The organism is Rhodoferax saidenbachensis (assembly GCF_001955715.1).
Lineage (GTDB): Bacteria > Pseudomonadota > Gammaproteobacteria > Burkholderiales > Burkholderiaceae_C > Allorhodoferax > Allorhodoferax saidenbachensis.
Map to the genome: position 1 here is coordinate 1246101 of NZ_CP019239.1, position 23548 is coordinate 1269648.

Consider the following 23548-nt stretch of genomic DNA (forward strand, 5'->3'; position numbering starts at 1 on the left):
TTGAAAAAAGCCCGCGACCTGGGTGGTGCGGGCTTGTGTTCATGCCAATTCCTTGGCGGAATTATTTCTTGGCGTAGTCTTCGGCAGGCTTGTCGTTCGGATTGGCCCAGGCAGCCTTGGTTGCCTCGCTGGCTGGCAGGCCGACGCGGGTGTTCTTGGGGGGGATGGGCTGCACAAACCACTTGTCGTAAATCTTGGCCAGCTCACCCGTCTTGATCAGGTCTTTCACGGTGTCGTCAGCCAGCTTCTTGAAGGCGGCGTCGTCCTTGTGGACCATGATGGCGATGGGCTCGACGTTCAGCACTTCACCGACGATCTTGTAGTCAGCAGGTGACTTGGAAGTGGCGATGTTGCCAGCCAGGATCTGGCCATCCATCACAAACGCATCGGCACGGCCGGATTCGAGCAGCAAGAAGCTGTCGGCGTGGTCCTTGCCAAAGACTTCCTTGAAATCAATGCCGGTGGCGCGTTCATGCTTGCGCAACAGCTGCACCGAAGTTGTGCCCGTGGTGGTGGCCACGTTCTTGTCCTTGAGCTGGTTGATGGAAGTGATGCCAGATGCGGCCTTGACCGCGATGCGCACTTCTTCCACATAGGTGGTCACGACAAAGGACACGTCCTTCTGGCGCGTGGCATTGTTGGTGGTAGAGCCGCATTCGATATCGACCGTGCCGTTTTGGATCAGCGGGATGCGGTTTTGCGAGGTCACTGCCAGGTACTTGACTTCCAGCTTTTTGCCAGCGGCTTTTTCCAGGTTGCCCACAATGCGTTGGCAGACTTCGACATGGTAGCCCCCGTATTTGCCGTCACCCAGGGTGTAAGACAGTGCGCCGGACGAGTCACGTACGCCCATGGTGACGGTGCCGGAAGCCTTGACTTTGGCGATGGTATCCGTGGCCTGTGCCTGGGCGCTCAAAGGTGTGAGGGACGCGGCGATGGACGCGACGGCGAGGGCAAGCAGATGTTTTTTCATATCTTTTCCTAATAAGTCTTTGGTTTATGTGGATGGAAAGCGGATTGCGCCTTGTAAAACTCGGCTAGGACCCACGAGTCGTTGATATTAGCCTCTGGCCTGCAATCAGACCCATGGGTTTACACCGGGACTTTATACGAAGTACGCATAGGTCCATACCGGTGGTTAACCGCCTGAATTTTTCACAGCAATTTCTGTGCCGCGTGTGAAGTGCTTGAAGGCGGCCCGGAGGTGCAGGCGTCGCGCTGGTGACGGAATACTGCTTGTGTTGGGGCCTTCCCGGATGCGGCTTGTCTGCCGAGGCGATAGGCTTGGACAGTCCACTTTTTTAGGAATCCCGTGCGCGCCCATTACAAAGTCTGGCCCAAACGGCTGCCCCACACCATTACCGTGCCCGCCACCTCCTTATGGGACAACCTGGCCACCAGCGCGCGCCGTTACCCGGACAAGCCGGCCATGGTGTTTTTCGGGCGCAGCATCAGCTACGCCGAGCTGCACGAAAAAGCAGAACGGGTGGCGGCCTGCCTGCATGCGCTGGGTGTAAAAAAGGGCGACCGTGTGTTGCTCAGCATGCAGAACTGCCCGCAACTGGTCATCGCCCACTTTGGCATCCTGCGGGCCAACGCGGTGGTGGTGCCGGTCAACCCCATGAACCGGGCCGAAGAGCTCAAACACTACATCACCGACCCGGACGCCCGGGTGGCCATTACCACCGCAGATCTGGCGGCCGAGCTGGCACAGGCCAACAGCGCGCTGGAGCCCGCCCAGCGGTTGCAGCACCTGCTGGTGACCCACTTTACGGATTGTTTTGACGGCGCAGTCGACGGCCCGGACGCACCGCCCGACACCTGGCGCGACTGGCTGCTGACGCAACATGCAGCCCCCGTTCTGGACGGGGGCCAGGTGCACCACTGGGAGGCGGTGATGGGCACTCCTGGTGCGCCGCCCGCGCTCACGGTGGGGTCTGCGGACCTGGCCGTGCTGCCCTACACCAGCGGCACCACGGGCCTGCCCAAGGGCTGCATGCACACCCACGCCAGCATCATGCACAACGCGGTGGCCAGCGGCTTGTGGGGCAATGGCACCATGGAAAACGTCACACTGATGGTGGTGCCCATGTTCCACATCACCGGCATGGTGAGCCTGATGCACACCAACATCTGCGCCGGTGCGACCATGGTCATCATGCCGCGCTGGGACCGTGACCTGGCGGGGCGGCTGATCTCGCGCTACCAGGTGACGCACTGGACGAATATCCCCACCATGGTCATCGACCTGATGGCCAGCCCGAACTTTGCGCTGTACGACCTGTCCAGCATGGTCTACATCGGTGGCGGTGGCGCGGCCATGCCGCAGGCCGTGGCGCAGCGCCTGCTGGAGCAGTTTGGCCTGCGGTATGTGGAAGGGTATGGGCTGACCGAAACCGCGGCCCCCTCCCACAGCAACCCGCCCGATGCACCCAAGCAGCAATGTCTGGGCATTCCTTTCATGGGCGTGGATGCGCGGGTCGTGGACCCGGACACGCTGAAAGAACTGCCGGTGGGTGAGCAGGGCGAAATACTGATTTGCGGCCCACAGGTCTTCCAGGGCTATTGGAAGCGGCCCGATGCGACCGCCGCCGTGTTTGTGCAGATCGACGGCAAACGTTTCTTCCGTTCGGGGGATCTGGGCCACGTGGATGCGGATGGTTATTTCTTTTTGACCGACCGGCTCAAACGCATGATCAACGCATCGGGCTTCAAGGTCTGGCCCGCTGAGGTGGAGGCACTGATGTTTCGCCACCCCGCCATCCAGGAGGCCTGCATCATCTCCACCAAAGACAGCTACCGCGGCGAGTCGGTCAAGGCGGTGGTGGTTTTGCGTGCTTCGCACAAGGGGCAAGTTAGTGAGCAGAACCTGATCGACTGGTGCCGTGAGAACATGGCGGTTTACAAAGTGCCGCGCAGCGTGCAGTTTGTTGATGCCCTGCCCAAGAGTGGTGCGGGCAAAGTCATGTGGCGCAAGCTGCAGGAAGCAGAAAACCCATGAACATCCACCGGGCCGCGCCCGACACCCTTGGCAAGCCCCTGGCGGGCTGGCGCCTGCGCCTGTACACCATCATTTTTGAGGCAGACACCCGCGCGGGCCGCCTGTTTGACCAGTGGCTGATCGCCGTCATTCTGTTGAGCGTGGTGGCGGTCATCGTCGACAGCGTGCAGGGCATGGGCACGCGTTACCACCTGTGGTTTACCGTGCTGGAGTGGGTGTTCACCGTGGCCTTCACGCTGGAGTACCTGGCGCGTCTGGCCTGTGTGCGGCATCCGATGCGGTATGCACTGAGTTTCTTTGGCGTGATTGACCTGCTGGCCCTGTTGCCGACCTACATTGCCCTGCTGGTGCCGGAGGTGCATGCGCTGATCGATGTGCGCGTGCTGCGTCTGCTGCGCGTGTTTCGGGTTTTCAAGCTCACGGCGTATGTGTCCGAGTACCAGTCGCTGGGGCGTGCGCTGGCAGCCAGCCGGCGCAAGATACTGGTGTTTCTGTCGGCCGTGCTCATGATCGTGCTGGTGATGGGCACGCTGATGTATGTGGTTGAAGGGCCGGCCCATGGCTTTACCAGCATTCCCACGTCGGTCTATTGGGCTATCACCACCATGACCACGGTGGGCTTTGGCGACATCACGCCCAAGACCGATCTGGGCCGCCTGATTTCCTCAGCCATGATGCTGTTGGGTTGGGGCACGCTGGCGGTGCCTACGGGCATCGTCACGGCCGAGATGACGGCCCGCCGTGCTGTCGAACCGCTGCCCACCACCCGCACCTGCCACGAGTGTCTGACCGAAGGCCATTTGCCCGAGGCCCGTTACTGTCTGCACTGCGGTGCCCATTTGTCCGCCTACCTGCACGAAACCACCCGTTAACCCGCTCCAAGGAAACACCACACCATGTTCGAAACCGCCATCGCCGGTAGCCTGCCCAAACCTTCCTGGCTCTCTGAGACCGAAAAACTCTGGCCCCAGTGGAAGCTGGCCGGCCCTGAGCTGCAGCAGGCCAAGGCCGATGCCACTCTCTTGTGGATCAAGGCGCAGGAGGATGCGGGGCTGGACGTGGTGGGCGACGGCGAGCAAAGCCGCCAGCACTTTGTGCATGGCTTTCTGGAGCAGGTGGAGGGCATCGACTTTGAGAACAAGGTCACCATGGGCATCCGCAACAACCGCTACGACGCCCAGGTGCCGCAGGTGATTGCCGCGCTGCGCCTCAAGGGCCGAGTGCATGCGTTCGAGGCCCAACTGGCCCGCGCCCACACCAAAAAGAAACTCAAGTTCACCTTGCCCGGCCCGCTGACCATTGTGGACACCGTGGCCGACCGCTTCTATGGCGACAAGAAAAAAATGGCGTTTGCGTTTGCCGAGCTGCTGAACCAGGAAGCCCTGGCCCTGCAGGCCGATGGCGTAGACATCATCCAGTTCGACGAGCCGGGCTTCAACGTCTACATGCAGGACGCCGTGGACTGGGGCGTGCAGGCGCTGGAGATTGCCGCGCGTGGGCTGACCTGCACCACCGCCGTGCACATTTGTTACGGCTACGGCATCAAGGCCAACAACGACTGGAAAGAGACGCTGGGCCAGGAGTGGCGTCAGTACGCGCAGGTGTTCCCCGCGCTGGCCGCCAGCAGCATCCAGCAGGTGAGCCTGGAGTGTTACCACTCGCATGTGCCGCCCGACCTGATGGCGCTGCTCAAGGGCAAGGATGTGATGGTGGGCGTGATCGATGTGGCCAGCGACGTGATCGAGACGCCCGAACAGGTGGCCGACACCATTGGCATCGCACTGCAACATGTGCCCCTGAACCGCATATTTCCTTGCACCAACTGCGGTCTGGCACCCATGATCCGTGAGGTCGCGGTGAAGAAACTGGAGGCGCTTGCCAAAGGCGCGGCCCTGGCACGCCAGCGTTACGGAGCCTCTGCATGACGCAAAGCCCGAGCTGGTCCGCAGTGCCGCCCCACAGCGTGGGTTTTGACGGAAAGCGCACCGAGGCACTGGTGCAGCGGCTGGCACGCGACGTGGCCCAGGCCCGCCTGCCTGGCGCTGTGGTGCTGGTAGCGCGCCACGGGCAGCTTGCGCTGCACACAGCCATCGGCCAGCAGAACCCGGCAGATGGCACACCCATGGCACTGGACAGCATCTTTCGCATCTATTCCATGACTAAGCCCATCGTGTCGGTGGCGATCATGCAGTTGATGGAGCAGGGCGATCTGCTATTGAGTGACCCGGTGTCCAAGTATTTGCCCGCGTTTGCCAATGTGCCAGTGGTTGCTGACGAAGCCGGTACCGCCGTGCGCGCACCGCAGCGCCCACCCACCGTGCAGGACCTGCTGCGCCACACGGCAGGCCTCACCTACGACATCCTGGGTGATGATCCCATCCAGCAGCGCTACACGCAGGCAGGCCTGGGCAGCCGCACGCGCAACAACGCCGCGTTTGCGGATGCGTTGGCCGCCATTCCGTACCGTTATGAGCCGGGCAGCATCTGGCAATACAGCCGTGCCACTGACCTGCTGGGTGCGTTGCTGGAGGCCGTTACGGGCCAGACGCTGGGCGACTACCTGCAGCAGCACATCCTTGGGCCACTGGGCATGGTCGACACCAGCTTTGTGCTGCCACCCGACAAACATCAGCGCATGGCCCATGCCTTTGCCCACGATCCCGATGGGGGCGAGCAAATGCCTTTGATGGACCTGCGTGAGGCCGTGCCCCTGCAGGCTGGCGGCGCGGGCCTGGGCTCCACCGCGATCGACTACGCGCGCTTTCTGCAATGCCTGCTCAATGGTGGCACGCTGGGCGACGCCCGCATTCTCAGCCCCGCATCGGTGCGCCTGATGACTTCCGACCATCTGGGTAGCATCCCCGTCAACCGCACAGGCCGCGCGGCAGACCTGCTGCCTCCGGGGCACGGCTTTGGTTTGGGCTTCGCAGTACGGCTGGAAGATGGTCTGGCGAATCAGTTGGGCAGCAAAGGCATGTATTACTGGAGTGGCATCTCGGGCACCGTGTTTTTTGTGGACCCGGTCAAAGACTTCTTTGCGCTGATGCTCACCCAGGCGCCCAACCAGCGCACCTTTTACCGCCCGCTGTTTCGCAACCTGGTTTACGCTGCGCTGCAGGACTGAACAGGAGCACCGCCATGGGCCACGACCATTCGCACCCCCACGACCACCCCCATACCGACTGGAAACACGACGGCGTGCGCGTGGTGCCCGGCAACCAGCTCGATGGCAATGTGCCGTCCACGCCGGGCATGGACCGCAAGGCCGCCATCAACTTTGCCCGCGTGGGTGCGCAAAAGCTGTGGGCCGGTACCGTCACCATCCACGCCAATGCCAAGACCGGCGCCCACCACCATGGCCCACTGGAGAGCGTGATCTATGTTGTCAAGGGCCGTGCCCGTATGCGCTGGGGTGAACACCTGGAATTCACCGCCGAAGCCGGCCCGGGCGACTTCATCTACGTGCCGCCCTATGTGCCGCACCAGGAAATCAACGCCAGCGCCACCGAAGTGCTGGAATGCGTGCTGTGCCGCAGCGACGGCCAGGCCGTGGCGGTGAATCTGGACATCGAGCCCGTGGAGAAGCCGGAGAACGTGTTGTGGGTAGACCCCACGCACCCGAACGGGGGCGTATGAACAGCTTTCACCCGCACGGGGGCGATTGAACCCTCTTCACCTGCGTGGCAAGGAGATTTAGGAATCAAATAGGCCTCTATCCCGCATGGAATATGCGCAGGCAGCTCCTGAAAACATAGCGTTTCTGCGTGTAGCACATACATGCGACATACAGGCGTGCCCATTGTTCCGAGAATCGCGCATCGCAGGGCACTTCGCCCCACCAGATCACACGTCGTGCGCGTGGCACTGGCGCCGCATAACGCACGCACTTTTTCTTCAGGAATCCACCATGTACCGCACCAAGGCCTTGTTGGCCGTTTGTCTGTTGGCTGCCGCTGGTATGAGCCAGGGTCAGCAGGGCACCGGCATAGCGCTCCCCAATCTCCAACCCATCAGGGACATACAAATCAGTGAATTGAACCAATCGATTCAGTCGACCAATGGGGCCATCGCCCAACTGAGGGCGGTCCTGGCCGCCGCCATGAACTTGCGTGTCACCGTTCCTGCCAATGCCCCGCCAGCAACGGCTACCCCCGCCGGTGCTCAGAAAACAGCGCTGGAGGTGGCCTCCAGAAATTTTGGCACCACATTGCCCATCGCCACGGTGGGCGAGCTTGACCTCGCGATGCTGCAATGGCGGAAAACCATAGATGGCCTCAGCGGTAACGTGCAAATGATGATGCTGCGCATTCAAAGTCTGGCGAACAAGAACAACGACGGCGGCACTGTCCTCATCACCAACTCCGAGAAGAAAATACAAGCGACCCGGCCCGGCGACCTCAACGGCATGCGCTGAGGCGCATCCCGGGATCGGCCGCCTCGTTCAGGGCCGCCCATTGAGATTTTTAAGAAAAATAGGCCTCTAGCCCCGGCTCGCTCAAAAGTGAAGTGCAACACACCGATTGAAACTTCAATAAGGTGTGTCCATGAAACTGAACCAAGAGTACAAACAGCTCGATTACAAAGAGCGCCAGACCATTGCTGTATGCCTTGAGCTCGGATTGAGTATCCGGGCGGTAGCCCGAGTACTGGGTCGTGCCCCCTCCACGGTGAGTCGTGAGATCAACCGAAACAGCGGTGCTGGTGCCTATAGTTGCCGATTCGCACAACAGCGCTTTGTGCGCAGGCGTCGCCACAGCAGACCGCCCCCGAAGCTGGTGGCGGGCAATGCCCTCTTCGCCTCTGTGCACGCCTTATTGCAACTGCGTTGGTCACCCCAGCAAATTGCCTCTCGCCTAGCTACACTGCATCCGCATGAGGCGCACCAACGCGTCTCTCACGAAACCATCTACAACGTCATCTACGCCCAACCCCGGGGTGAGCTGCGCCGCGAGCTCATTGCCTGTTTGCGTCTGGCCCGCACCAAGCGCTGGCCCCGTTCACGTGGCGAAGACCGCCGCGGTCAGATCGCTGATCTCTTGAGCATCCATGTACGTCCCCCGCAGGTTGAGGATCGACTGTTCCCTGGTCACTGGGAAGGTGACTTGATCAAAGGAGCAGGCAACCTCAGTGCTGTGGGCACCCTGGTAGAGCGCAGCACCCGGCTCCTGATGTTGGTAAAGCTGCCGCATCCCAACCCAGCCACTGCAGCCCACGTGCTGCAAGCGTTTACGGACAAGCTCAACGGTATTGCCAAGCCTATGCGCCAAACACTGACTTATGACCGGGGGCGTGAGATGGCTCACCATGCGCAATTGACAGCCAACACCGGGGTTGCCGTGTATTTCTGTGATCCGCACAGTCCTTGGCAGCGTGGCACCAATGAGAACACCAACGGTTTGGTACGACAGTTCCTGCCAAAGGGGACAGACCTGTCGGGTTACAGCCAGGAGCAACTCGACGGGATTGCTGACTTGATGAATGGACGGCCTCGCAAGACGCTGGGCTGGTTGACTCCGCTGGAGGTGTACGGCCAGTGGCTGGCCAAGCTTGAGCACTCTCCTGACTCCATCCAATAAACTCAGCTTGTGTTGCACTTGGATTTGACTCCGCCCCCCGTGGAATATGCGCAGCCAGCTATTGAAAAAATAGCAAGTTGCGTATCTCCCACGCACTGGATGCGTCAGTCCTTGGCGACTTCCAGCACCAGCTTGCCGAAGTTCTCGCCGTTGAACAGCTTGAGCAGCGTGTCGGGGAAGGTGTTCAGGCCCACCACCACGTCTTCCTTGCTCTTCATGCGGCCGTCCTTCAGGTAGCCCGCCATCTCGGCCACGGCCAGGTGGTAGCGGTCGGCGTAGTCGAACACCACAATACCCTCCATACGCGCGCGGTTGACCAACAGGCTCAGGTAGTTCTTGGGGCCTTGCACGGCGGTCGTGTTGTTGTACTGGCTGATCGCGCCGCAGATGATGATGCGTGCGCCGCGTGTGATCTTGGCCAAAACGTCGTCGAGGATTTCGCCGCCCACGTTGTCAAAGTAAATATCCACGCCCTTGGGGCAGTGTTCTTTCAGTCCCGCACGCACACTGCCTGCGCCAGCCTTGTAGTCGATGCAGGCGTCAAAGCCCAGCTCTTTCACGACCCATTCGCACTTGGCCGCACCACCGGCAATGCCGACCACGCGGCAACCCTTGATCTTGGCCATCTGGCCCACGGTCTGGCCCACGGCACCGGCAGCACCCGACACCACCACGGTTTCACCGGCCTTGGGCAGACCCACATCCATCAGACCAAAGTAGCCGGTCATGCCGGGCATACCCAATACGTTGAGCCATTGAGTGGGCGTGCCTACGCGCAGATCAATCTTGAACAGGCCGTTGCGCTTCATCTCGTCCTGCGCCACGGTGATGTACTCCTGAATGCCGAAGCCGGCGCTCACATAGTCGCCCACGGCAAAAGCGGGGTTCTTGGACGCAATGACCTTGCCCACGCCACCGGCGCGCATGACTTCACCAATGCCCACGGGCGGGATATAACTTTTGCCTTCGTTCATCCAGCCGCGCATGGCCGGGTCCAGCGACAGCGCCAGCGTCTTGAGCGTGACGCCGCCTTCGGCAGGTTCGGCCACCGCCTCGGTGGTGTGGCTCCAGTTGGCAGCCGTGGGCATGCCCACAGGGCGGGCGGCGAGGCGGATCTGGTGGTTGACGAGATTGGCGAGGGACATGACAAAACTCCGGTCTGAAATAGGGGGCACCCGCCTGGGGGCGGTACAGGAGGCGCATCGTAGCCTGCCTGGGGGTGTACCGGCGTAGCCTGCGCGACAGACACTGTTGGCCAAAGGACTGCCGCTTCTGGCGTTTGGGTCTATCCTGTGCTTTCACTTCGAGGATCTCGCAATGTCGGCACTTTCACCCTCCCGCCCGTTTGATGTCGTGCTCTACGGCGCCAGTGGTTTTGTCGGGCGCCAGACCGTGGCGTACTTCGCAAAACATCCCGATGTGCAATCGTCCGGGCTGCGTTGGGCGCTGGCCGGGCGTTCTGCCCGCAAGCTCGAAGCGGTGCGGGCTGACTGTGGTGCATTCGACGCGGGCATTGTGGTCGCCGATGCGCAGGATGCTGCGGCACTGGATGCACTGGCGCGTAATGCCAGGGTGGTGCTCAGCACGGCTGGCCCGTTTGCGCTGTATGGCAGTGAACTGGTGGCGGCCTGCGTGCGCCACGGCACGCACTATGTGGACATCACGGGTGAGACACCCTGGGCCAAAGGATTGATCGACCGTCACCATGCGGACGCGCAGCACAAGGGTGCACGCATCATCCCGTTTTGCGGTTTTGATTCCATCCCTTCCGACCTCAGCGCCCTGTTGGCCAACCAGACGATGTGGGCACGGCATGGCGAGAAGTGCACGGAGGTGAAGGCAGCGTTCAGCATCCGGGGTGGTTTCAACGGTGGCACGCTGGCTTCCTTGTTCAACATCCTGGCGACCGGGCAGGACAAGGCGCTGGCCGATCTGTTTTTGTTGAACCCCGAGGGCACACGCCCCGCGCGGCCGCAGGACCATGCGGATCCGCGCGGGCCACGCCACGATGCGGATTTTTCTGCCTGGCTGGGGCCGTTTTTCATGGCCGCGATCAACACCCGCGTGGTGCGCCGCAGTGCAGCATTGCTGGGGTATGCCCCCGACTTCAGTTACCAGGAATATTTGCGCCTGGGCCGTGGCCCGGGTGCTGCAGTCGCTTCGTCGCTGCTCAGCGCCGGTTCGTTGGCGTCCAACGCTGCACTGCGCCTGGCCCCCGTGCGTCGTCTCGCCGAGAAGTGGTCACCACCGCCTGGTGCAGGCCCGTCCGAGGCCAGCATGGACGGTGGTTCTTTCCGCTGTCAGTGGGTAGGCACCAGCGCCAGCGGCCAGCAGGTGCGCGGCAGCATTGCCGACCAGGGCGACCCCGGCAACCGCGCGACCACCAAGATGGTGTGTGAGTCGGCACTGGCGCTGGCGTTACAACTGGAAGAACTGCCCGGTGGCTCTGGGCATGGTGGTTTGTTGACACCAGCCAGCGGTCTGGGTGATGTGCTGGTGCAGCGGCTGCGCGCTGCGGGAATGAAGCTGGAGATCCAGCCCTAGTTTTTTTAGTAGGGTAGCTTGAATCCGTTTTTGCCCGCATTGATGCGTTGCACCGTGGGTTTGCCATCCACCAGTTGGGCTGACAGCGAAACACTGGCGCCGGGCACCAGCAGGCTGCGGTCGCCCGGCCGGAAGGTCACCACCGGCGCGTCTTCGGGCACCACGATCAGCATCGCGCCGTCCTTGTATTTCAACTGCAGGCGCCGTCCGTTGGCGGCGGCGCTGACTTCGGCCACGGTGGCATTGGTCATGGTGCTTTGCGGTAGCAGGTCAAATGGGCGGTGGCCCTCACCCGCACCGCGCGCCGATTCGGGAAACACCGTCACGGCGATGGCGCGCTGGCTGCCGTCGGCCTGGGGCAAGGCGGCCGTGCCAATGAAGCTGCCGGGCTGGATGTCGGCCAGCGCAATCGGGTAGACCTCGGTGACCACCAGCGCTGCAGGTAATAGCAACTCGACCACTTCACCGCTGCGGTCTTTCACGGTCAATGTGCTGGCGCTGACGGATTGCACGGTGCCGCGCATGCGCACGGTGGCTGGTGCCTGGGCCCATGCGGCGCTAGCGGCGCAGTACAGGATGGATAGGAGTGCGGCGTGCAGGCGGGTCATCATGGCAATGGGCTCCGTGGGGGACTGTGATGCAGTCTACAGCGCGCCCACGGCGCTTCGTAAATATACGTAAACCCGGTCAACGGGTATTTCGCTGTTCCGTTGGAGGTGTAAGCCCGGGATATCTCTGGCTCGCTCAACAAGGTCGGAGCACATGCGGCCTTTGTGTATGCGGGAAAATAAACCATGTTGAATATCAAAACTCTGATCGTTGCCACCCTGATGACCGGCGCTGCCGCTGCTTCGTTTGCCCAGGCTGCGCCTGCTGCACCGGCCAAACCTGCGGCTCCCGCAGTGGCGGCCACACCGGCGGCAGCACCTGTCGCCGCAGCCACACCGGCCGCCAAGAAAAAGGCCCATGTGGCCAAAGCCAAGAAGGCCAAAGCCAAAAAGGCCGCTATGCCAGCGTAATACGCTGATTTCGCGCAAAGCGACCAAGGCACCCGGGAAACCGGGTGCCTTTTTTCATGCGGCCGCCACTGTTAGCTTATGCGGCTTCACCACAACCGCCGCCACAGCCGTGTATCGCTTGCAGAGGCAGGTGTTCGTGCTGGCTGAGCGCGCCGGTTTCGGGGTCGTAACCGGCTGATCGCAGGTGCAAGGCCAGCGATGCGTCCATGCTTTGCGCATGCTGCGGAAACCACAGGCCCAGTTCACGCGCCATGTGGCGTACTACCGCCAGATCGCCGCCGTGCCCGCTGGCCTCACCCTCACGCATCACCTGCAGGATGACCTTGTGCTGGGTAGCGTGGCAGTTGCCCGCAGCAAAGCCGGTGTCCTGCATCCACTGGTCTTCGCGGTCAAAGTGCTCCTGGGTGTGGGCAATCAGGGCCGACCAACTGGGCAGCAGCACCTCGTCGGTTGCGTGCACCACCTCGGCCAGCAAGGCCACAAACTCCTGGTGGGTGGCGTCCATCACCGGCATGTCCAGCACCAGGGCGTCGCTCCACTGCAGGGTGTCGGGATGGTTGGCGGTGGTCATCATGGCGGTTTCTCCAAATAGGGAAGGCCAGATTACCCAGTGACGCCGTCGGGCGTCTTGACCCACATCAGTCGGCGTGCAGTCTTCTCGGTTGATAATGCCGCGCAGCCCGTGTGTGGCTGGACTTTGGTGCCTTGTTCCCAGCCTTACTCTGCTTGACGCCCGCCATGACCCTGTCTTTCTCGCCTCCCGCCATCGCCAGCCCCCAGGATCTGGACGCCACCCTGCGTACCCAGGGTTATGCGGTGGTGGCGCCGCAGCATGTGGCCCAGTTGGCAAGGCTGGATCTGGCGGCACTACTGGCCTGGCGCCCGCTGTGGGACGACCTGCCGCCCGATGCCTATCTGCGTGATGGCGGCCGCTACCGCCGCCGCCGCCATGCCTGTTTTGTGGTGGAAGGCGCTGCCGTGGCGCTGGCCCCGCACCGCCCGCACTGGCAGCCGGTCGAGTACAACGCCCTGCATGGTGGCATGCAACGCCACTTTGAACCCATGCAGGCCGCGCTGGTGGCACAACCCGCCTGGCAGCAACTGCTGGTTTGGCTGGGCCAGGTGGCCAGTGCGCTCAAAGGCCCGCAGACCTGGTACACCGAGGCGCACCAGTTCCGCATTGACACCACCGACGGCATTGGCCGCCCCACACCCGAAGGTGCGCACCGCGACGGCGTGGACCTGGTGGCGGTGTTTCTGGTGGGCCGCGAGGGCGTGAAGGGCGGCGAAACGCGCGTCTTCGAGGCCGATGGCCCCAATGGACAGCGCTTCACGTTGACCGAGCCCTGGTCCCTGCTGTTGCTGGACGACCCGCGTGTGGTCCACGAGTCCACCCCCATCCAGCCAGTGGCCGAAGGCGGCCACCGTGATACGCTGGTGGTGACCCTGCGTGCCGGTAATTTTCAGGGCGAACCCGCGCGCTGAACCCCAGGTAACCCTTCCATGTCCTGCACCCCCGAAGACCTCCAAAAACGCTGCCAGGAGCTGGCCGCCAAATGGCAAACCTGCACCCGTCAAACCGGGTTGGACAGTTTTGTCGAATTCGCTGTGTCGGTGTCCAGCTTCACCGAATTTCTGGAGGGGCATGGCCTGTCGGGTTTGCACCAGAGTGCACACTCGCTGGAGCAAAAGGTGCTTTCGCTGATGGACCAACTGATGGACCCCTCGGGCGGAGGCGCACTGTCGGCCGATGCCAGCACGCTGCTCAACGCGCAGGTGCAGGAGTTCGCCGGAAGGGTCCAGGCGTTTGTCCAGGGACATTCTTCCCACCTGACCGAACGCCGCCACGCGCGCGACGCCACCCCGGATGCAGAGCCGGTCAGCACGCTGGAGCTGCCCAAGAACATTGCCTTTGTGACCGATACCCCCACCGCCTGGAAAGACCTGGTCGCCCAGGTCGGCTTCTTCCATGTGCAGGTGGAGATGGTGGGCACCGCGCAGACGCTAGCCGCTGCGCCGGAGCCGGCCATGGTGCTGGTGGACGCGGCCAACCGCCCGCTGACGGCGTTTGTGGCCCAGGTGCAGACACTGCGCGGCCAGTTTTCTGCCAGCAACATCGTGGGCGTGAATGTGGGCGTGGATTTCGAGAGCCAGCAGCAGGCGCTCAGCGCGGGCTGCGACGCCTGTTTTGCCACCGGTACCCAGCACGCGGCCATCATGGCGCGCATCGTCAAGCTGTGCAGCAACGAAGAAGAGCCAGCTTACCGCGTGCTGGTGGTGGAAGACTCCAAGACCGCCGGCGCGATGATCCGCCGCACCCTGTCCGAGGCGGGCATCGAGTCGCTGGCCATCACGCGCCCGCAAGATGTACTGACTGCGCTGGTGTCCTTCCAGCCCGACCTGGTGTTGATGGACATGTACATGCCCGGCTGCACCGGTGTGGAGGTGACTCGGGTGATTCGCCAGCACGCCGAGTTTTTGTCCACGCCCGTGGTCTACCTTTCGGGCGACAGCAATGTGGCGCTGCAGGTGGACGCGCTGCGCCTGGGCGGTGACCACTTCCTCACCAAGCCTTTCAACCCGGTGATCCTCAACGCCGTGGTCAAAAGCAAGATCGACCGCTACCGCACGCTGCGCCGCACCATGTTGCACGACAGCCTGACCGGCCTGCTGAACCACACCACCTCCAAGCAACAGTTGCAAAGTGCTATCAACGCCGCACGCCTGGACGGCAGCACCCTGTGTGTGGCCATGGTGGACATTGACCATTTCAAGTCGGTCAACGACACCTACGGCCACCCCATGGGCGACCACGTGATCCGCAGCCTGTCGTGGCTGCTCAAGCAGCGCGTGCGCAAGACCGATGCCGTGGGTCGTTACGGGGGTGAAGAGTTTGTGGTGATCCTGCCGGGCGCACTGTCCGAGCAGGCGTACACCTTGCTGGACCGTATCCGTGTGGATTTTTCGCGCATTCGCCATCCGGTGGACGACGGCTGGTTCAGCTCCAATTTCTCGGGCGGTATTGCACAGTGGAATGCCGACCTGGATTCCGAGGCCTTGCTCAAACGCGCCGACGAAGCGCTTTACCAGGCCAAACGTGCCGGGCGCAACCGGTTGCAGGTGCTGCAGTCGGGTTCACAAGCAAAATAGGCCTCTAGCCCCCGTGGATGTTGCGCAAACAGCTCCTGAATAGATAGCGGTTTGACGGTGGCTCAGACGGCTGCCACGCCCAGTTGGGCCACGCCGGGTGTCAGCAGGCGCTGCACCAGTTCGCGCACGGTCTTGATCTGGCTGCCAAAGGGCAGCTCGCCCGCACCGCGGAAGAACAGGCCTTTTTTGGAATCACCACGCAGCGCTGCCGCCAACTGGTTGTCAATGCAGAACTGGCCCCAGCCCGGCAGGCCATCCCGCAGGCCACATTGGGCCAGGCAGTCGAAGCTCTTGGTGCAGCGCGCTTTCACATGGGCCACGGCCTGCAGCCTGGGTTCGATCTTCAGGTAGGCACGCAGCCACGGTGTGCCAACGGCGCGTGCGGGCAGGCCGGCCACGCTGGTGAATTCCACCATGTCTTCCGGGCGCGCTTCGGCCAGCACGCGCTTGAACTCGGCATGAGCATCGCTCTCTTCCGTCACCGCAAAGGCGGTGCCCAACTGCACTGCATCCGCCCCCAGCGCCTGCAGACGGGCGATGTCCTCAAAGCTGCGGATGCCACCGGCCACGATCAGCGGAATGTGCTGCTCGTAACCTGCATCCTTGAAAAACTGGCGCACCTGCGGGATCACGTTTTCAAAATCAAAACGGGGGTCCTGCAGATCCGCAATTTTGGCCGCACCCAGGTGGCCACCGGCCAGGCGCGGGTGTTCGATGACGATGGCGTCGGGCAGGCGTTTCTTGCGCTCCCATTTTTTCACCAGCAACTGCACGCCGCGCGCGTCGGACAGGATGGGAATCAGCGCTGCTTGGGGATGGTCTTTGGCCAGATCGGGCAGGTCCAGCGGCAGGCCCGCGCCCACCACCACGGCGTCAATGCCGCACTCCAGCGCTTTCGTCACATTGGCCGCGTATTCGCTCACCGCGCGCATCACGTTGATGGCCAGCATGCCTTTGCCGCCCGTGCGGGCGCGGGCGGCCTGGATTTCGCGGTCCATGGCGATCAGGTTGGCCGCATTGATGCCGGTTTTCGCGGCATCGCCCGGCGCCAACTCGCGGGTCTGGTCCATCAGATCAGGATGGTGGCGCCGTAGGTCCACGCTGGACAGCGTGCCTATACCGCCAAGTGCCGCCACGCTGCCGGCCAGCCGGTTGCCCGAGATGCCGATGCCCATGCCGCCTTGCACGATGGGCAGCAGCGTGCGCCTGGCCAGGCACAAAGCTTGCAAGCCGCTACGGCGTAGCCAATCGCGAGAATCCCCGTCTATATGTGGCAATTCAGTGCTTGCGTGGGTCATGGCGTGCTCTAAGATAGTAGGCGTTGGACAGTCGCACAGCTTAGGACGGGCTGGGCGAACTGGCTTTGAGGTGGGTCAACTTGCCGCGTAATCGGCTGCGACCACCGATGCATGACACAAAAAAGGTAAACACCAAGAATGAACGCGCTTGTGCGAAGTCTGGCGGCCATGAGTGGTCTGCGTGACCGCGAGGCTCTGGATGCGGCGCTGGTGCGTTTGGTGATCAGCAGCGGCGAGGGCATGGTGCACAGTGCCTGCCTGATCCGTGTGGTGGGTGAGGGGGACGACCGGCGTTGCCTGGTGCTGGCCCGTGTGGACGCAGCCTCCGCCCCGCTCAGCCGCGACCTGCTCTGGACCGACTGGACCATCTTGCCCCATGTGCACGACTTTCCGCTGCGCCAGCAGGCGGTGGAGTCAGGGCATGCGGTGCATGCCGCAACATCTCCCCGCACCACTGTGGTTCCCTTGGTCACTCCGCAAGGTATCTGGGGCCTGCTGGAAATCGGCACGGACCAGGCCCTGTCGGCACAGGCGCTGGAGCTGGTGGACGGTATTTTGCTGACCTACAACAACCTGCGGGGCTTGCTGGACTACGGCGAAAAAGACGCGTTGACCGAACTGCTGAACCGCAAGAGCTTTGACGGCGCCTTTTTCAGGGCCACAGCCGAGCAGCATGATGACAGCCTGCCCGAAGGCGGTGATCGCCGCCATCTCCATTCCGAGGCGGGTGTGTGGCTGGCCGTACTGGACATTGACCACTTCAAACACGTGAATGACACCTTTGGTCACCTGATCGGTGATGAGGTGCTGCTGTTGCTGGCCCGCCTGATGCGCAGTTGTTTCCGCTTCCACGACCAGCTCTATCGCTTTGGAGGCGAAGAGTTTGTGGTGCTGATGCGCTGCGACAGCGTGGACCACGCCGAGGCGGCGCTGGAGCGTCTGCGTGAACGGGTGCAGGCCTATGCGTTCCCGCAGGTGGGCACCATCACGGTGAGCATCGGCTTCTCAATTCTGCTGCCGCACGACACCCCCAGCGATGCTTTTGGCCGTGCCGACAAGGCCGTGTACCACGCCAAGGAACATGGCCGCAACCAGGTCTGCAGCTACCAGGCTCTGGTCGCCTCGGGTGACCTGAAGGACCAGGTCGCCGAGGGCATGGACGTGGACCTGTTTTAACGCGCGCGTTCGAAAATGGCGGCAATGCCCTGGCCGCCACCAATACACATGGTCACCAGCGCGTAACGGCCATTGATGCGCTCCAGCTCGTACAGTGCCTTGACGGTGATCAGCGTGCCGGTGGCACCGATGGGGTGACCCAGCGAGATGCCGGATCCATTGGGGTTGACCTTGGCCGGGTCCAGGCCCAGATCGCGCGTCACGGCGCAGGCTTGGGCCGCGAAGGCTTCGTTGGCTTCGATCACGTCCAGGTCCTGCACGGTCAGGCCGGCTTTTTTCAGCGCGGCTTGCGTGGCAGGTACCGGGCCGATACCCATGTATTTGGGGTCCACACCGGCGTGGGCGTAGGCCACCAGGCGCGCCAGGGGTTGGAGTCCGCGCGCCTTGGCAGTCGCTGCATCCATCAGCACCACGGCGGCTGCGGCGTCGTTGATGCCGGAGGCATTGCCGGCGGTCACGGTGCCGTTTTCTTTCAGGAAGGCAGGTTTGAGCTTGGCCATGTCCGCCATGGAAACATCACTGCGGAAGTGTTCGTCTGTTTCGTAGGCCACATCGCCTTTCTTGCTTTTGAGCATGACCGGCATGATCTGGCTCTTGAAGTAACCGGCCTCGGTGGCCTTCTGTGCGCGGTGGTGGCTTTCCACGGCAATCGCGTCCTGTTCTTCGCGGCTGATGCCCCACTTGGCGGCGATGTTCTCGGCCGTCACACCCATGTGAATGGTCTGGAACGGGTCGTGCAGCGCACCAATCATCATGTCCACCATCTTGGTGTCGCCCATGCGCGAACCCCAGCGCATGTTCAGGCTGGCGAATGGTGCACGGCTCATGTTTTCGGCACCACCGCCAATGGCAATGTCGGCGTCGCCCAGCAGAATCGTCTGCGCGGCATTCACGATGGCCTGCAGGCCCGAGCCGCACAGGCGGTTGACGTTGTAGGCCGGGGTGGTTTCTGCGCAACCGCCGTTGATGGCGGCCACACGGCTGAGGTACATGTCTTTGGGTTCGGTGTTGACCACATGGCCGAAGACCACATGGCCCACATCCTTGCCGTCCACGTTGGCGCGCTTGAGCGATTCACGCACCACCTGCGCGCCCAGCTCGGTGGGGGCGATGTCTTTGAGGCTGCCGCCAAAGGTACCAATGGCGGTGCGCACAGCGCTGACAACAACAACTTCACGGGACATGGAAATACTCCTTCAAGGGATAAAACAAAAATGGGATGCCGCGGGCAGGCGCCTTCATAGGCCGAAGGTCAAAGAGGCAAAAAGCCGCTGTTTTTTTGTTGTGCCACCAGGTCGGCTAGCACGATGCTGGATTCCTGCAGGCGGCCCGACAGGATGCGCGCAATGTTGCGGTAGATCACGTGGGCGATCTCGGGGTTGCCGTCGACCCGCTCGCGTTCGAAACGCATGGTCACACTGTCACGTGTGGCCACCACACCGGCCGAGCGCACGTCGTTGCGCACCAGCGCCATTTCACCGAAGCATTCACCCGTGCCCAGGGTTGCCAGAACCACGGATTCGCCATTGCGCTGTGTCTGCACCACCACCTCGCCCGAGATGACAACGTAGAAAGCGCTGCCGATGTCGCCTTCGTTGAACACGGCTTCCCCGGCCTTGAGGGGGTAATGGTCGGCACTGGCCAGGGTTTGCATCAGGCAGTTGGAGGTCATGCCGGAAAACACAGGCACACGCTGGGCGATCTTCTGCACGATTTGCGGGTCCAGCTTCATGCCGGGGGCGGGCGTCAGGATCTGGGCGCGCACGTTCTCGGCCAGGATCTGGACGATGGCGGGATCAATTTTGGAGGACATGGATACGGTTTCAATAACACGCGGCCCTTGTCAGGCGGCGCGAGACGTATCGTACACGCGCCACCCCGTCATTCAGGTAACGGTCTGAAACAGCTGGACCCGGTCGCGACCGGCCTCTTTGGCGACGTACATCGCGTCGTCGGCGTTGCGCAGGAGTGCTTCGGCGGTATGGCCATGCTCTGGGTACAGGGCAATGCCGATACTGCACGCAATCTGCGCCAGATGGGCATCTGCCAGTGCGAAAGGCTGGTTGATGGCGTTGCGGATTTTTTCGGCCACTGCCACGGCGTCCTGTGCCTGCTCAATGGGCGAGAGCAGCAGCACAAATTCATCGCCCCCCATGCGCGAGACCGTGTCCGAGGCACGCACACATTCCTGCAGGCGCAGGGCCACCGCGCGCAGCAACTGGTCACCGGCCTCATGGCCCCAGGCGTCGTTGACGGGTTTGAAGCGGTCCAGGTCCATGAACAACACGGCCAGGCGGGTCTGGTTGCGCTGGGCACGCAGCAGCGCCTGCTCCAGCCGGTCCGACAACAGCCCGCGGTTGGGCAGGTCGGTCAGCAGGTCGTGGTGCGCCATGTGGCGGATGCGTGCGTCCTGCTCCTTGCGAGCCGTGATGTCCTGGGTAGTGGCGACAAAGTAGTCGGGCTTGCCCTGTGCATTGCGCGCGCAGTGCACGTCCACCGCTGCATGGATCACACTGCCGTTGCGGTGGATGAATCGCTTTTCCTGCGTGTAACCATCGGTATCGCCGCGCAGCACACTTTCGAATGCAGCGCGCGAGCTGGCCAGGTCTTCGGGGTGCGTGAGTTCTTCCCAGCCGCGCAGTAGCAATTCTTCACGGCTGTAGCCCAGCATCTCGCAGAGCTTGTCGTTGACCTTGATGCGTTTGCGCGTCAGCGGGTCGGTGATGGACATGCCGACAAACGGCAGGTTGTAGAACAGCTGGATCAGCTCGGCCTGCTTTTGGGCCTCCAGTTCGGCCAGCTTGCGTTCGGTGATGTTGGTGGTGATCAGGATGACGCTGCGTACCGCCCCGTCGCGCACCACGGGTGAGAGGCGTGACTCGTACCAGCGTGCATCGCCCAGCAAGCCCATGCTCTGGGTCTGGTACCAGGCGGATTCCCCGCTGGTGAAAACTTTCTCCAGCGTGTCGCGCATGAGGGCATGTTCGGCCGGGGATGCCCACTCGCCAAAGTCGCGACCGAGCAGGTCTTCCATGTCAAAGCCGGTCAGCGTCTTGCTGACAAACAGGATGCTGCCACTGCGGTCCAGTTCCAGAATGACATCGTTCAGGCTGGACAGGATCGTCTGTACGCTGCTCTCGAGCTTGCGCCGTCCTATGCGTTGCTGCGGATCACGTCGGTCTTGGTCCATGGTTTCCTCCACCGTGTTGGCTTGCTTTTTCGGGTCAGTTTAGCGGGTTCCCGGAGCACGCAGCAGGCGTTTTTACTGCCGCACGTCGGCCACGGCCTCCGTCCCAAAGTCCTTGCGTGCCAGAAAGGCCAGCACCCGCTGGGCAGCTTCTGCGGGGCTGGTGAGTTGTCCTTGGCGGTGCAGGCCGGCAAAACTGTCGCGGTCGGGAAAGGCGTCGCCATCCGCATTGCGCAGTTGCACCTGCATGTCGGTGTCAATCACGCCCGGGGCCAGCGAACACACGCGGGCACCGTTGCTGCGCGTGGCTTCGTCCAGCGCCAGGCAGCGGGTGAAGTGGTCCATGCCGGCCTTGGCCGCACAGTAGGCCGATTGCGAGGCCATGGCGCGCCGCCCCAGACCCGAGGAGATGTTCAGCACCTTGCGCGGCACCGTCCAGTCCTGCGTGGCACCCAGAAAGGCGGCGCTGAGCTGCATGGGTGCCTCCAGCCCCACACGCAGTGCATGGGCCAGCTCCGCCGGGTCGGCCTGGCGCAGCGGCACCACAGCGGGAATTACCCCGGCGTTGTTGATCAGTGTGGCACTGGCTAGCAACTGCGGGTCTTGTGCCAGCAACCAGGTGCGCAGGCGGGCGGCCACTGTGGCGCAGTCCGCCAGATCGGCGGTCCATTGCGTCAGTGTGCTCTGGCTGCGCTGCGCCAGCACAGTCAGGCCAGGGTTGGCCGAACGTGAAATGCACAACAGCGTGGTCGTGGTGGCCAGCAATTGCTCGGCCATGGCAAGGCCCATGCCACGCGAGGCGCCGGTGAGGATGGTGAGGTGGGTCTTCATGGTCTGCACTTTACTGCGGTGGCGTGAAAAGATTCCAAGGTCGGATGCGGTTATTACCTAGGCCGACCGACATGGGCGCAGAGTAATATGTCCTATATGCAGATTCATATAAGACGTTGGACCCTGATCGGCATGTCGCTGGTGGCGGTGTTGTGCGCTGCATCGTGGGCGCACGCAGCGACCACCACGGTACGCATTGGTATTGGCGAGTACCCGCCCTTCAAGGTGGAGTCGGAGCTGGGTGGTGGTGCGTTGACCGAGATCGTGGTGGAGTCTTTCAAGGCCAAAAATATCACCGCCAGTGTGGATTGGGTGCCCAACAACCGTGCCATTGCGGGTGTGATGGCCGGATATTTTGACGGCAGTTTTGGTTGGGCGCACAGCCCGGAGCGCGATGAAGCGCTGCTGTTTTCCAGCAAACCCATCTACACCTACCGCATGGTGTTTGTGCAGCGCGCGGGCGAGCAGCGGGACTGGAATTCGCTGGCTGATCTGGCCGGCATGCGCATCGGCATTACGCGCGGTAACTTCTACTCCCAGCCCTTTGCTGACCTCAAGGCCCAGGGCGTTTTGACCACCGATGAAGCCTCGGACGACACCAACAGCCTGCAAAAGCTGCTGCGCAAACGCATTGACCTGTTTCCGCTGGAATATTCGGTGGCGCGTTACCTGATGGCCAGCAAACTCGATGCGGGCGAAGGCGCCCAACTGACCGTGCAAGACAAACCGTTCTGGACCGTTCCCATCCACTTTGTGGTGTCCAAAAAAGTGCCCAATGCGCAGGAACTGATAGACGCGTTTGATGCAGGTTACCGTGAGCTGCAGCGCACCAAGCGCATCGACGTGCTGGAGCGCAAGTTGCGCCGCTAGGCTTCTCTTTTTGCTACTGTTTTGGTAGCTGCTTGCGCAATATCCACGAGGGCTAGGGCCCTAAAACGCTTAAATTTTCACGCTCTCCACTGGAAAGTTGCGCCGGAGTGGTTCAGCGCATGGATGGCAAAAGCCCCAGACCCTGGGCGAGCGAGGCGGCCGCATCGGCGGTGAACGCTCCCTGCTGTATCCGCTGCACCACCTCGGCGGGCGCCAGGCACATGAATTCCTGCACCTCGCCATCCTGGTTGTGCGGCACCACATCGATTGCCAGCGTGAGGTTAAAGACCAGCAGGGTTTCATCGTGCCAGCCTTCTTCTTCGGGGCGTGTGGTGCGTCGCACACCCGCAGCTACCAGTGCAGTGGCATCCAGATGCAGCCCCGCTTCTTCCTGCAATTCGCGCAGCGCACAGGTCTGCGCCGTTTCGCCTGCGGGCAGTCCGCCCGCTGTGACGTTGTCCAGCAACCCGGGGTCAGTCGCCTTGCTGGCCGCGCGGCGCCCGCACCAGAGCCGTCCATCCGGCGTAAAGCCGTTGATGTGAACCGCGTGGCTCATCAAACCCAGGTAACGAAACCCGGCCCGCTCCACGGTCAAAAAGGGTTCTTGCGCCAGCAGGGGGGCGTCGCACCCGGTGTGCCAGAACGCAAACGCTTCACCGCGCCATCCGGGCAACAGCCCCAGGGCCTGGGCGTGCTCCAGCAGGCCTTGCACCGCAGCGCTGCGTTGGGTGCCCGTCCAGTGGTCGCTGTGCCAGACCAGGCCGTCGGAGTCCGCGAAACAATCGGTCAATTCGGCCTGCACTGTGTGGGCCCGCGTCGCTGGCAACCAGCCCAAATGCCGGGATGGGCTGCGCCATGCAACCCAGCCCGGCGCAGGAGTCTGCACGCAGGGAAAC

Annotated in this window: 23 protein-coding genes; 13 read left to right on the forward strand and 10 right to left on the reverse strand. The window is 62.5% G+C overall.

The window, feature by feature from the left end; all coding sequences use genetic code 11:
• Positions 1-61 precede the first annotated feature (61 nt).
• Positions 62-973: an amino acid ABC transporter substrate-binding protein gene (locus RS694_RS05950; protein WP_029705998.1), complete on the reverse strand. Its 912-nt coding sequence runs from the start codon at positions 971-973 to the stop codon at positions 62-64.
• Between the two features lie 339 nt (positions 974-1312).
• Between RS694_RS05950 and RS694_RS05955 the strand changes: the two genes are divergently transcribed.
• The 7 genes from RS694_RS05955 (at position 1313) to RS694_RS05985 (ending at position 8577) form a co-directional block, all read left to right on the forward strand.
• Entirely contained in the window at positions 1313-3001 is a 1689-nt protein-coding gene (locus tag RS694_RS05955) for a long-chain fatty acid--CoA ligase (RefSeq protein WP_029705996.1), read from the forward strand.
• A complete protein-coding gene (locus RS694_RS05960; protein ID WP_029705995.1) occupies positions 2998-3873 on the forward strand; it encodes an ion transporter in 876 nt (291 codons plus the stop codon). The genes RS694_RS05955 and RS694_RS05960 overlap by 4 nt, the downstream gene beginning before the upstream one ends.
• A gap of 24 nt (positions 3874-3897) precedes the next feature.
• Positions 3898-4926, forward strand: a complete 1029-nt coding sequence (locus tag RS694_RS05965; RefSeq protein ID WP_029705994.1) for a methionine synthase — start codon at positions 3898-3900, stop codon at positions 4924-4926.
• Entirely contained in the window at positions 4923-6125 is a 1203-nt protein-coding gene (locus RS694_RS05970; protein WP_037246434.1) for a serine hydrolase domain-containing protein, read from the forward strand. The genes RS694_RS05965 and RS694_RS05970 overlap by 4 nt, the downstream gene beginning before the upstream one ends.
• Positions 6126-6139: 14 nt before the next feature.
• Complete coding sequence (locus tag RS694_RS05975) at positions 6140-6637, forward strand: cupin domain-containing protein (RefSeq protein ID WP_029705991.1); 498 nt, start codon at positions 6140-6142, stop codon at positions 6635-6637.
• Positions 6638-6908: 271 nt separating this feature from the next.
• On the forward strand, positions 6909-7415 hold the full coding sequence (locus tag RS694_RS05980; protein ID WP_029705990.1) for a hypothetical protein: 507 nt from the start codon (positions 6909-6911) through the stop codon (positions 7413-7415).
• Between the two features lie 130 nt (positions 7416-7545).
• The gene (locus RS694_RS05985; RefSeq protein ID WP_029705989.1) at positions 7546-8577 is read left to right on the forward strand and encodes an IS30 family transposase; all 1032 of its coding nucleotides are present in this window, start codon (positions 7546-7548) and stop codon (positions 8575-8577) included.
• Positions 8578-8681: 104 nt separating this feature from the next.
• On the opposite strand, the gene RS694_RS05990 is transcribed toward RS694_RS05985, so the two are convergent.
• Positions 8682-9722 carry an NADP-dependent oxidoreductase gene (locus RS694_RS05990; protein WP_029706933.1) on the reverse strand — a complete coding sequence of 347 codons (1041 nt, stop codon included), beginning with the start codon at positions 9720-9722 and terminating at the stop codon, positions 8682-8684.
• A gap of 172 nt (positions 9723-9894) precedes the next feature.
• Here RS694_RS05990 and RS694_RS05995 point away from each other — a divergent pair, with 172 nt between their 5' ends.
• Positions 9895-11121: a saccharopine dehydrogenase family protein gene (locus tag RS694_RS05995; RefSeq protein ID WP_029706932.1), complete on the forward strand. Its 1227-nt coding sequence runs from the start codon at positions 9895-9897 to the stop codon at positions 11119-11121.
• Between the two features lie 5 nt (positions 11122-11126).
• Here the strand turns inward: RS694_RS05995 and RS694_RS06000 are convergent, their stop codons facing one another.
• Positions 11127-11732 carry a hypothetical protein gene (locus RS694_RS06000; protein ID WP_029706929.1) on the reverse strand — a complete coding sequence of 202 codons (606 nt, stop codon included), beginning with the start codon at positions 11730-11732 and terminating at the stop codon, positions 11127-11129.
• Positions 11733-11915: 183 nt separating this feature from the next.
• Between RS694_RS06000 and RS694_RS06005 the strand changes: the two genes are divergently transcribed.
• The gene (locus tag RS694_RS06005; RefSeq protein ID WP_051391789.1) at positions 11916-12140 is read left to right on the forward strand and encodes a hypothetical protein; all 225 of its coding nucleotides are present in this window, start codon (positions 11916-11918) and stop codon (positions 12138-12140) included.
• A 76-nt stretch (positions 12141-12216) separates the two neighbouring features.
• Here the strand turns inward: RS694_RS06005 and RS694_RS06010 are convergent, their stop codons facing one another.
• Positions 12217-12714 (reverse strand): hemerythrin domain-containing protein, encoded by a 498-nt coding sequence (locus RS694_RS06010; protein WP_241463944.1) that lies wholly within the window; start codon positions 12712-12714, stop codon positions 12217-12219.
• A gap of 164 nt (positions 12715-12878) precedes the next feature.
• Between RS694_RS06010 and RS694_RS06015 the strand changes: the two genes are divergently transcribed.
• Both RS694_RS06015 and RS694_RS06020 read left to right on the forward strand, forming a co-directional pair.
• Positions 12879-13625: a 2OG-Fe dioxygenase family protein gene (locus RS694_RS06015; protein WP_029706925.1), complete on the forward strand. Its 747-nt coding sequence runs from the start codon at positions 12879-12881 to the stop codon at positions 13623-13625.
• Positions 13626-13643: 18 nt separating this feature from the next.
• Positions 13644-15290 carry a GGDEF domain-containing response regulator gene (locus RS694_RS06020; RefSeq protein WP_029706924.1) on the forward strand — a complete coding sequence of 549 codons (1647 nt, stop codon included), beginning with the start codon at positions 13644-13646 and terminating at the stop codon, positions 15288-15290.
• Between the two features lie 62 nt (positions 15291-15352).
• Here the strand turns inward: RS694_RS06020 and RS694_RS06025 are convergent, their stop codons facing one another.
• Positions 15353-16588, reverse strand: coding sequence for an NAD(P)H-dependent flavin oxidoreductase (locus RS694_RS06025; protein WP_029706923.1), 1236 nt, complete (start codon positions 16586-16588; stop codon positions 15353-15355).
• Between the two features lie 138 nt (positions 16589-16726).
• Between RS694_RS06025 and RS694_RS06030 the strand changes: the two genes are divergently transcribed.
• Positions 16727-17764 (forward strand): GGDEF domain-containing protein, encoded by a 1038-nt coding sequence (locus RS694_RS06030; RefSeq protein ID WP_029706922.1) that lies wholly within the window; start codon positions 16727-16729, stop codon positions 17762-17764.
• Here the strand turns inward: RS694_RS06030 and bktB are convergent.
• The 4 genes from bktB to RS694_RS06050 all read right to left on the reverse strand — a co-directional run bounded on the left by bktB (position 17761) and on the right by RS694_RS06050 (position 21782).
• Positions 17761-18948 (reverse strand): beta-ketothiolase BktB, encoded by a 1188-nt coding sequence (gene bktB, locus RS694_RS06035; RefSeq protein WP_029706921.1) that lies wholly within the window; start codon positions 18946-18948, stop codon positions 17761-17763. The genes RS694_RS06030 and bktB overlap by 4 nt on opposite strands.
• 68 nt (positions 18949-19016) lie before the next feature.
• Positions 19017-19577, reverse strand: coding sequence for a cyclic nucleotide-binding domain-containing protein (locus RS694_RS06040; protein WP_029706920.1), 561 nt, complete (start codon positions 19575-19577; stop codon positions 19017-19019).
• A gap of 72 nt (positions 19578-19649) precedes the next feature.
• On the reverse strand, positions 19650-20954 hold the full coding sequence (locus RS694_RS06045; protein ID WP_051391788.1) for a diguanylate cyclase domain-containing protein: 1305 nt from the start codon (positions 20952-20954) through the stop codon (positions 19650-19652).
• Positions 20955-21026: 72 nt separating this feature from the next.
• Positions 21027-21782 (reverse strand): SDR family NAD(P)-dependent oxidoreductase, encoded by a 756-nt coding sequence (locus tag RS694_RS06050; protein ID WP_029706916.1) that lies wholly within the window; start codon positions 21780-21782, stop codon positions 21027-21029.
• A gap of 96 nt (positions 21783-21878) precedes the next feature.
• On the opposite strand from RS694_RS06050, the gene RS694_RS06055 reads away from it, so the two are divergent.
• Complete coding sequence (locus RS694_RS06055; protein ID WP_076069462.1) at positions 21879-22652, forward strand: substrate-binding periplasmic protein; 774 nt, start codon at positions 21879-21881, stop codon at positions 22650-22652.
• A 112-nt stretch (positions 22653-22764) separates the two neighbouring features.
• Here the strand turns inward: RS694_RS06055 and RS694_RS06060 are convergent, their stop codons facing one another.
• Positions 22765-23442, reverse strand: coding sequence for an NUDIX hydrolase (locus tag RS694_RS06060; protein ID WP_152528789.1), 678 nt, complete (start codon positions 23440-23442; stop codon positions 22765-22767).
• Between the last annotated feature and the right edge of the window lie 106 nt (positions 23443-23548).

Coding starts and splice junctions, on each gene's coding strand:
- RS694_RS06005 (WP_051391789.1), top strand. CDS start 11,916: ATGTTGAATATCAAAACTCTGATCGTTGCCACCCTGATGACCGGCGCT.
- RS694_RS05980 (WP_029705990.1), top strand. CDS start 6,909: ATGTACCGCACCAAGGCCTTGTTGGCCGTTTGTCTGTTGGCTGCCGCT.
- RS694_RS05950 (WP_029705998.1), bottom strand. CDS start 973: ATGAAAAAACATCTGCTTGCCCTCGCCGTCGCGTCCATCGCCGCGTCC.
- RS694_RS05995 (WP_029706932.1), top strand. CDS start 9,895: ATGTCGGCACTTTCACCCTCCCGCCCGTTTGATGTCGTGCTCTACGGC.
- RS694_RS05970 (WP_037246434.1), top strand. CDS start 4,923: ATGACGCAAAGCCCGAGCTGGTCCGCAGTGCCGCCCCACAGCGTGGGT.
- RS694_RS05975 (WP_029705991.1), top strand. CDS start 6,140: ATGGGCCACGACCATTCGCACCCCCACGACCACCCCCATACCGACTGG.
- RS694_RS06050 (WP_029706916.1), bottom strand. CDS start 21,782: ATGAAGACCCACCTCACCATCCTCACCGGCGCCTCGCGTGGCATGGGC.
- RS694_RS05960 (WP_029705995.1), top strand. CDS start 2,998: ATGAACATCCACCGGGCCGCGCCCGACACCCTTGGCAAGCCCCTGGCG.
- RS694_RS05990 (WP_029706933.1), bottom strand. CDS start 9,722: ATGTCCCTCGCCAATCTCGTCAACCACCAGATCCGCCTCGCCGCCCGC.
- RS694_RS06040 (WP_029706920.1), bottom strand. CDS start 19,577: ATGTCCTCCAAAATTGATCCCGCCATCGTCCAGATCCTGGCCGAGAAC.
- RS694_RS06055 (WP_076069462.1), top strand. CDS start 21,879: ATGCAGATTCATATAAGACGTTGGACCCTGATCGGCATGTCGCTGGTG.
- RS694_RS06030 (WP_029706922.1), top strand. CDS start 16,727: ATGAACGCGCTTGTGCGAAGTCTGGCGGCCATGAGTGGTCTGCGTGAC.
- RS694_RS06010 (WP_241463944.1), bottom strand. CDS start 12,714: ATGATGACCACCGCCAACCATCCCGACACCCTGCAGTGGAGCGACGCC.
- RS694_RS06020 (WP_029706924.1), top strand. CDS start 13,644: ATGTCCTGCACCCCCGAAGACCTCCAAAAACGCTGCCAGGAGCTGGCC.
- RS694_RS06045 (WP_051391788.1), bottom strand. CDS start 20,954: ATGGACCAAGACCGACGTGATCCGCAGCAACGCATAGGACGGCGCAAG.
- RS694_RS06000 (WP_029706929.1), bottom strand. CDS start 11,732: ATGATGACCCGCCTGCACGCCGCACTCCTATCCATCCTGTACTGCGCC.
- bktB (WP_029706921.1), bottom strand. CDS start 18,948: ATGTCCCGTGAAGTTGTTGTTGTCAGCGCTGTGCGCACCGCCATTGGT.
- RS694_RS05965 (WP_029705994.1), top strand. CDS start 3,898: ATGTTCGAAACCGCCATCGCCGGTAGCCTGCCCAAACCTTCCTGGCTC.
- RS694_RS06025 (WP_029706923.1), bottom strand. CDS start 16,588: ATGACCCACGCAAGCACTGAATTGCCACATATAGACGGGGATTCTCGC.
- RS694_RS06015 (WP_029706925.1), top strand. CDS start 12,879: ATGACCCTGTCTTTCTCGCCTCCCGCCATCGCCAGCCCCCAGGATCTG.
- RS694_RS05985 (WP_029705989.1), top strand. CDS start 7,546: ATGAAACTGAACCAAGAGTACAAACAGCTCGATTACAAAGAGCGCCAG.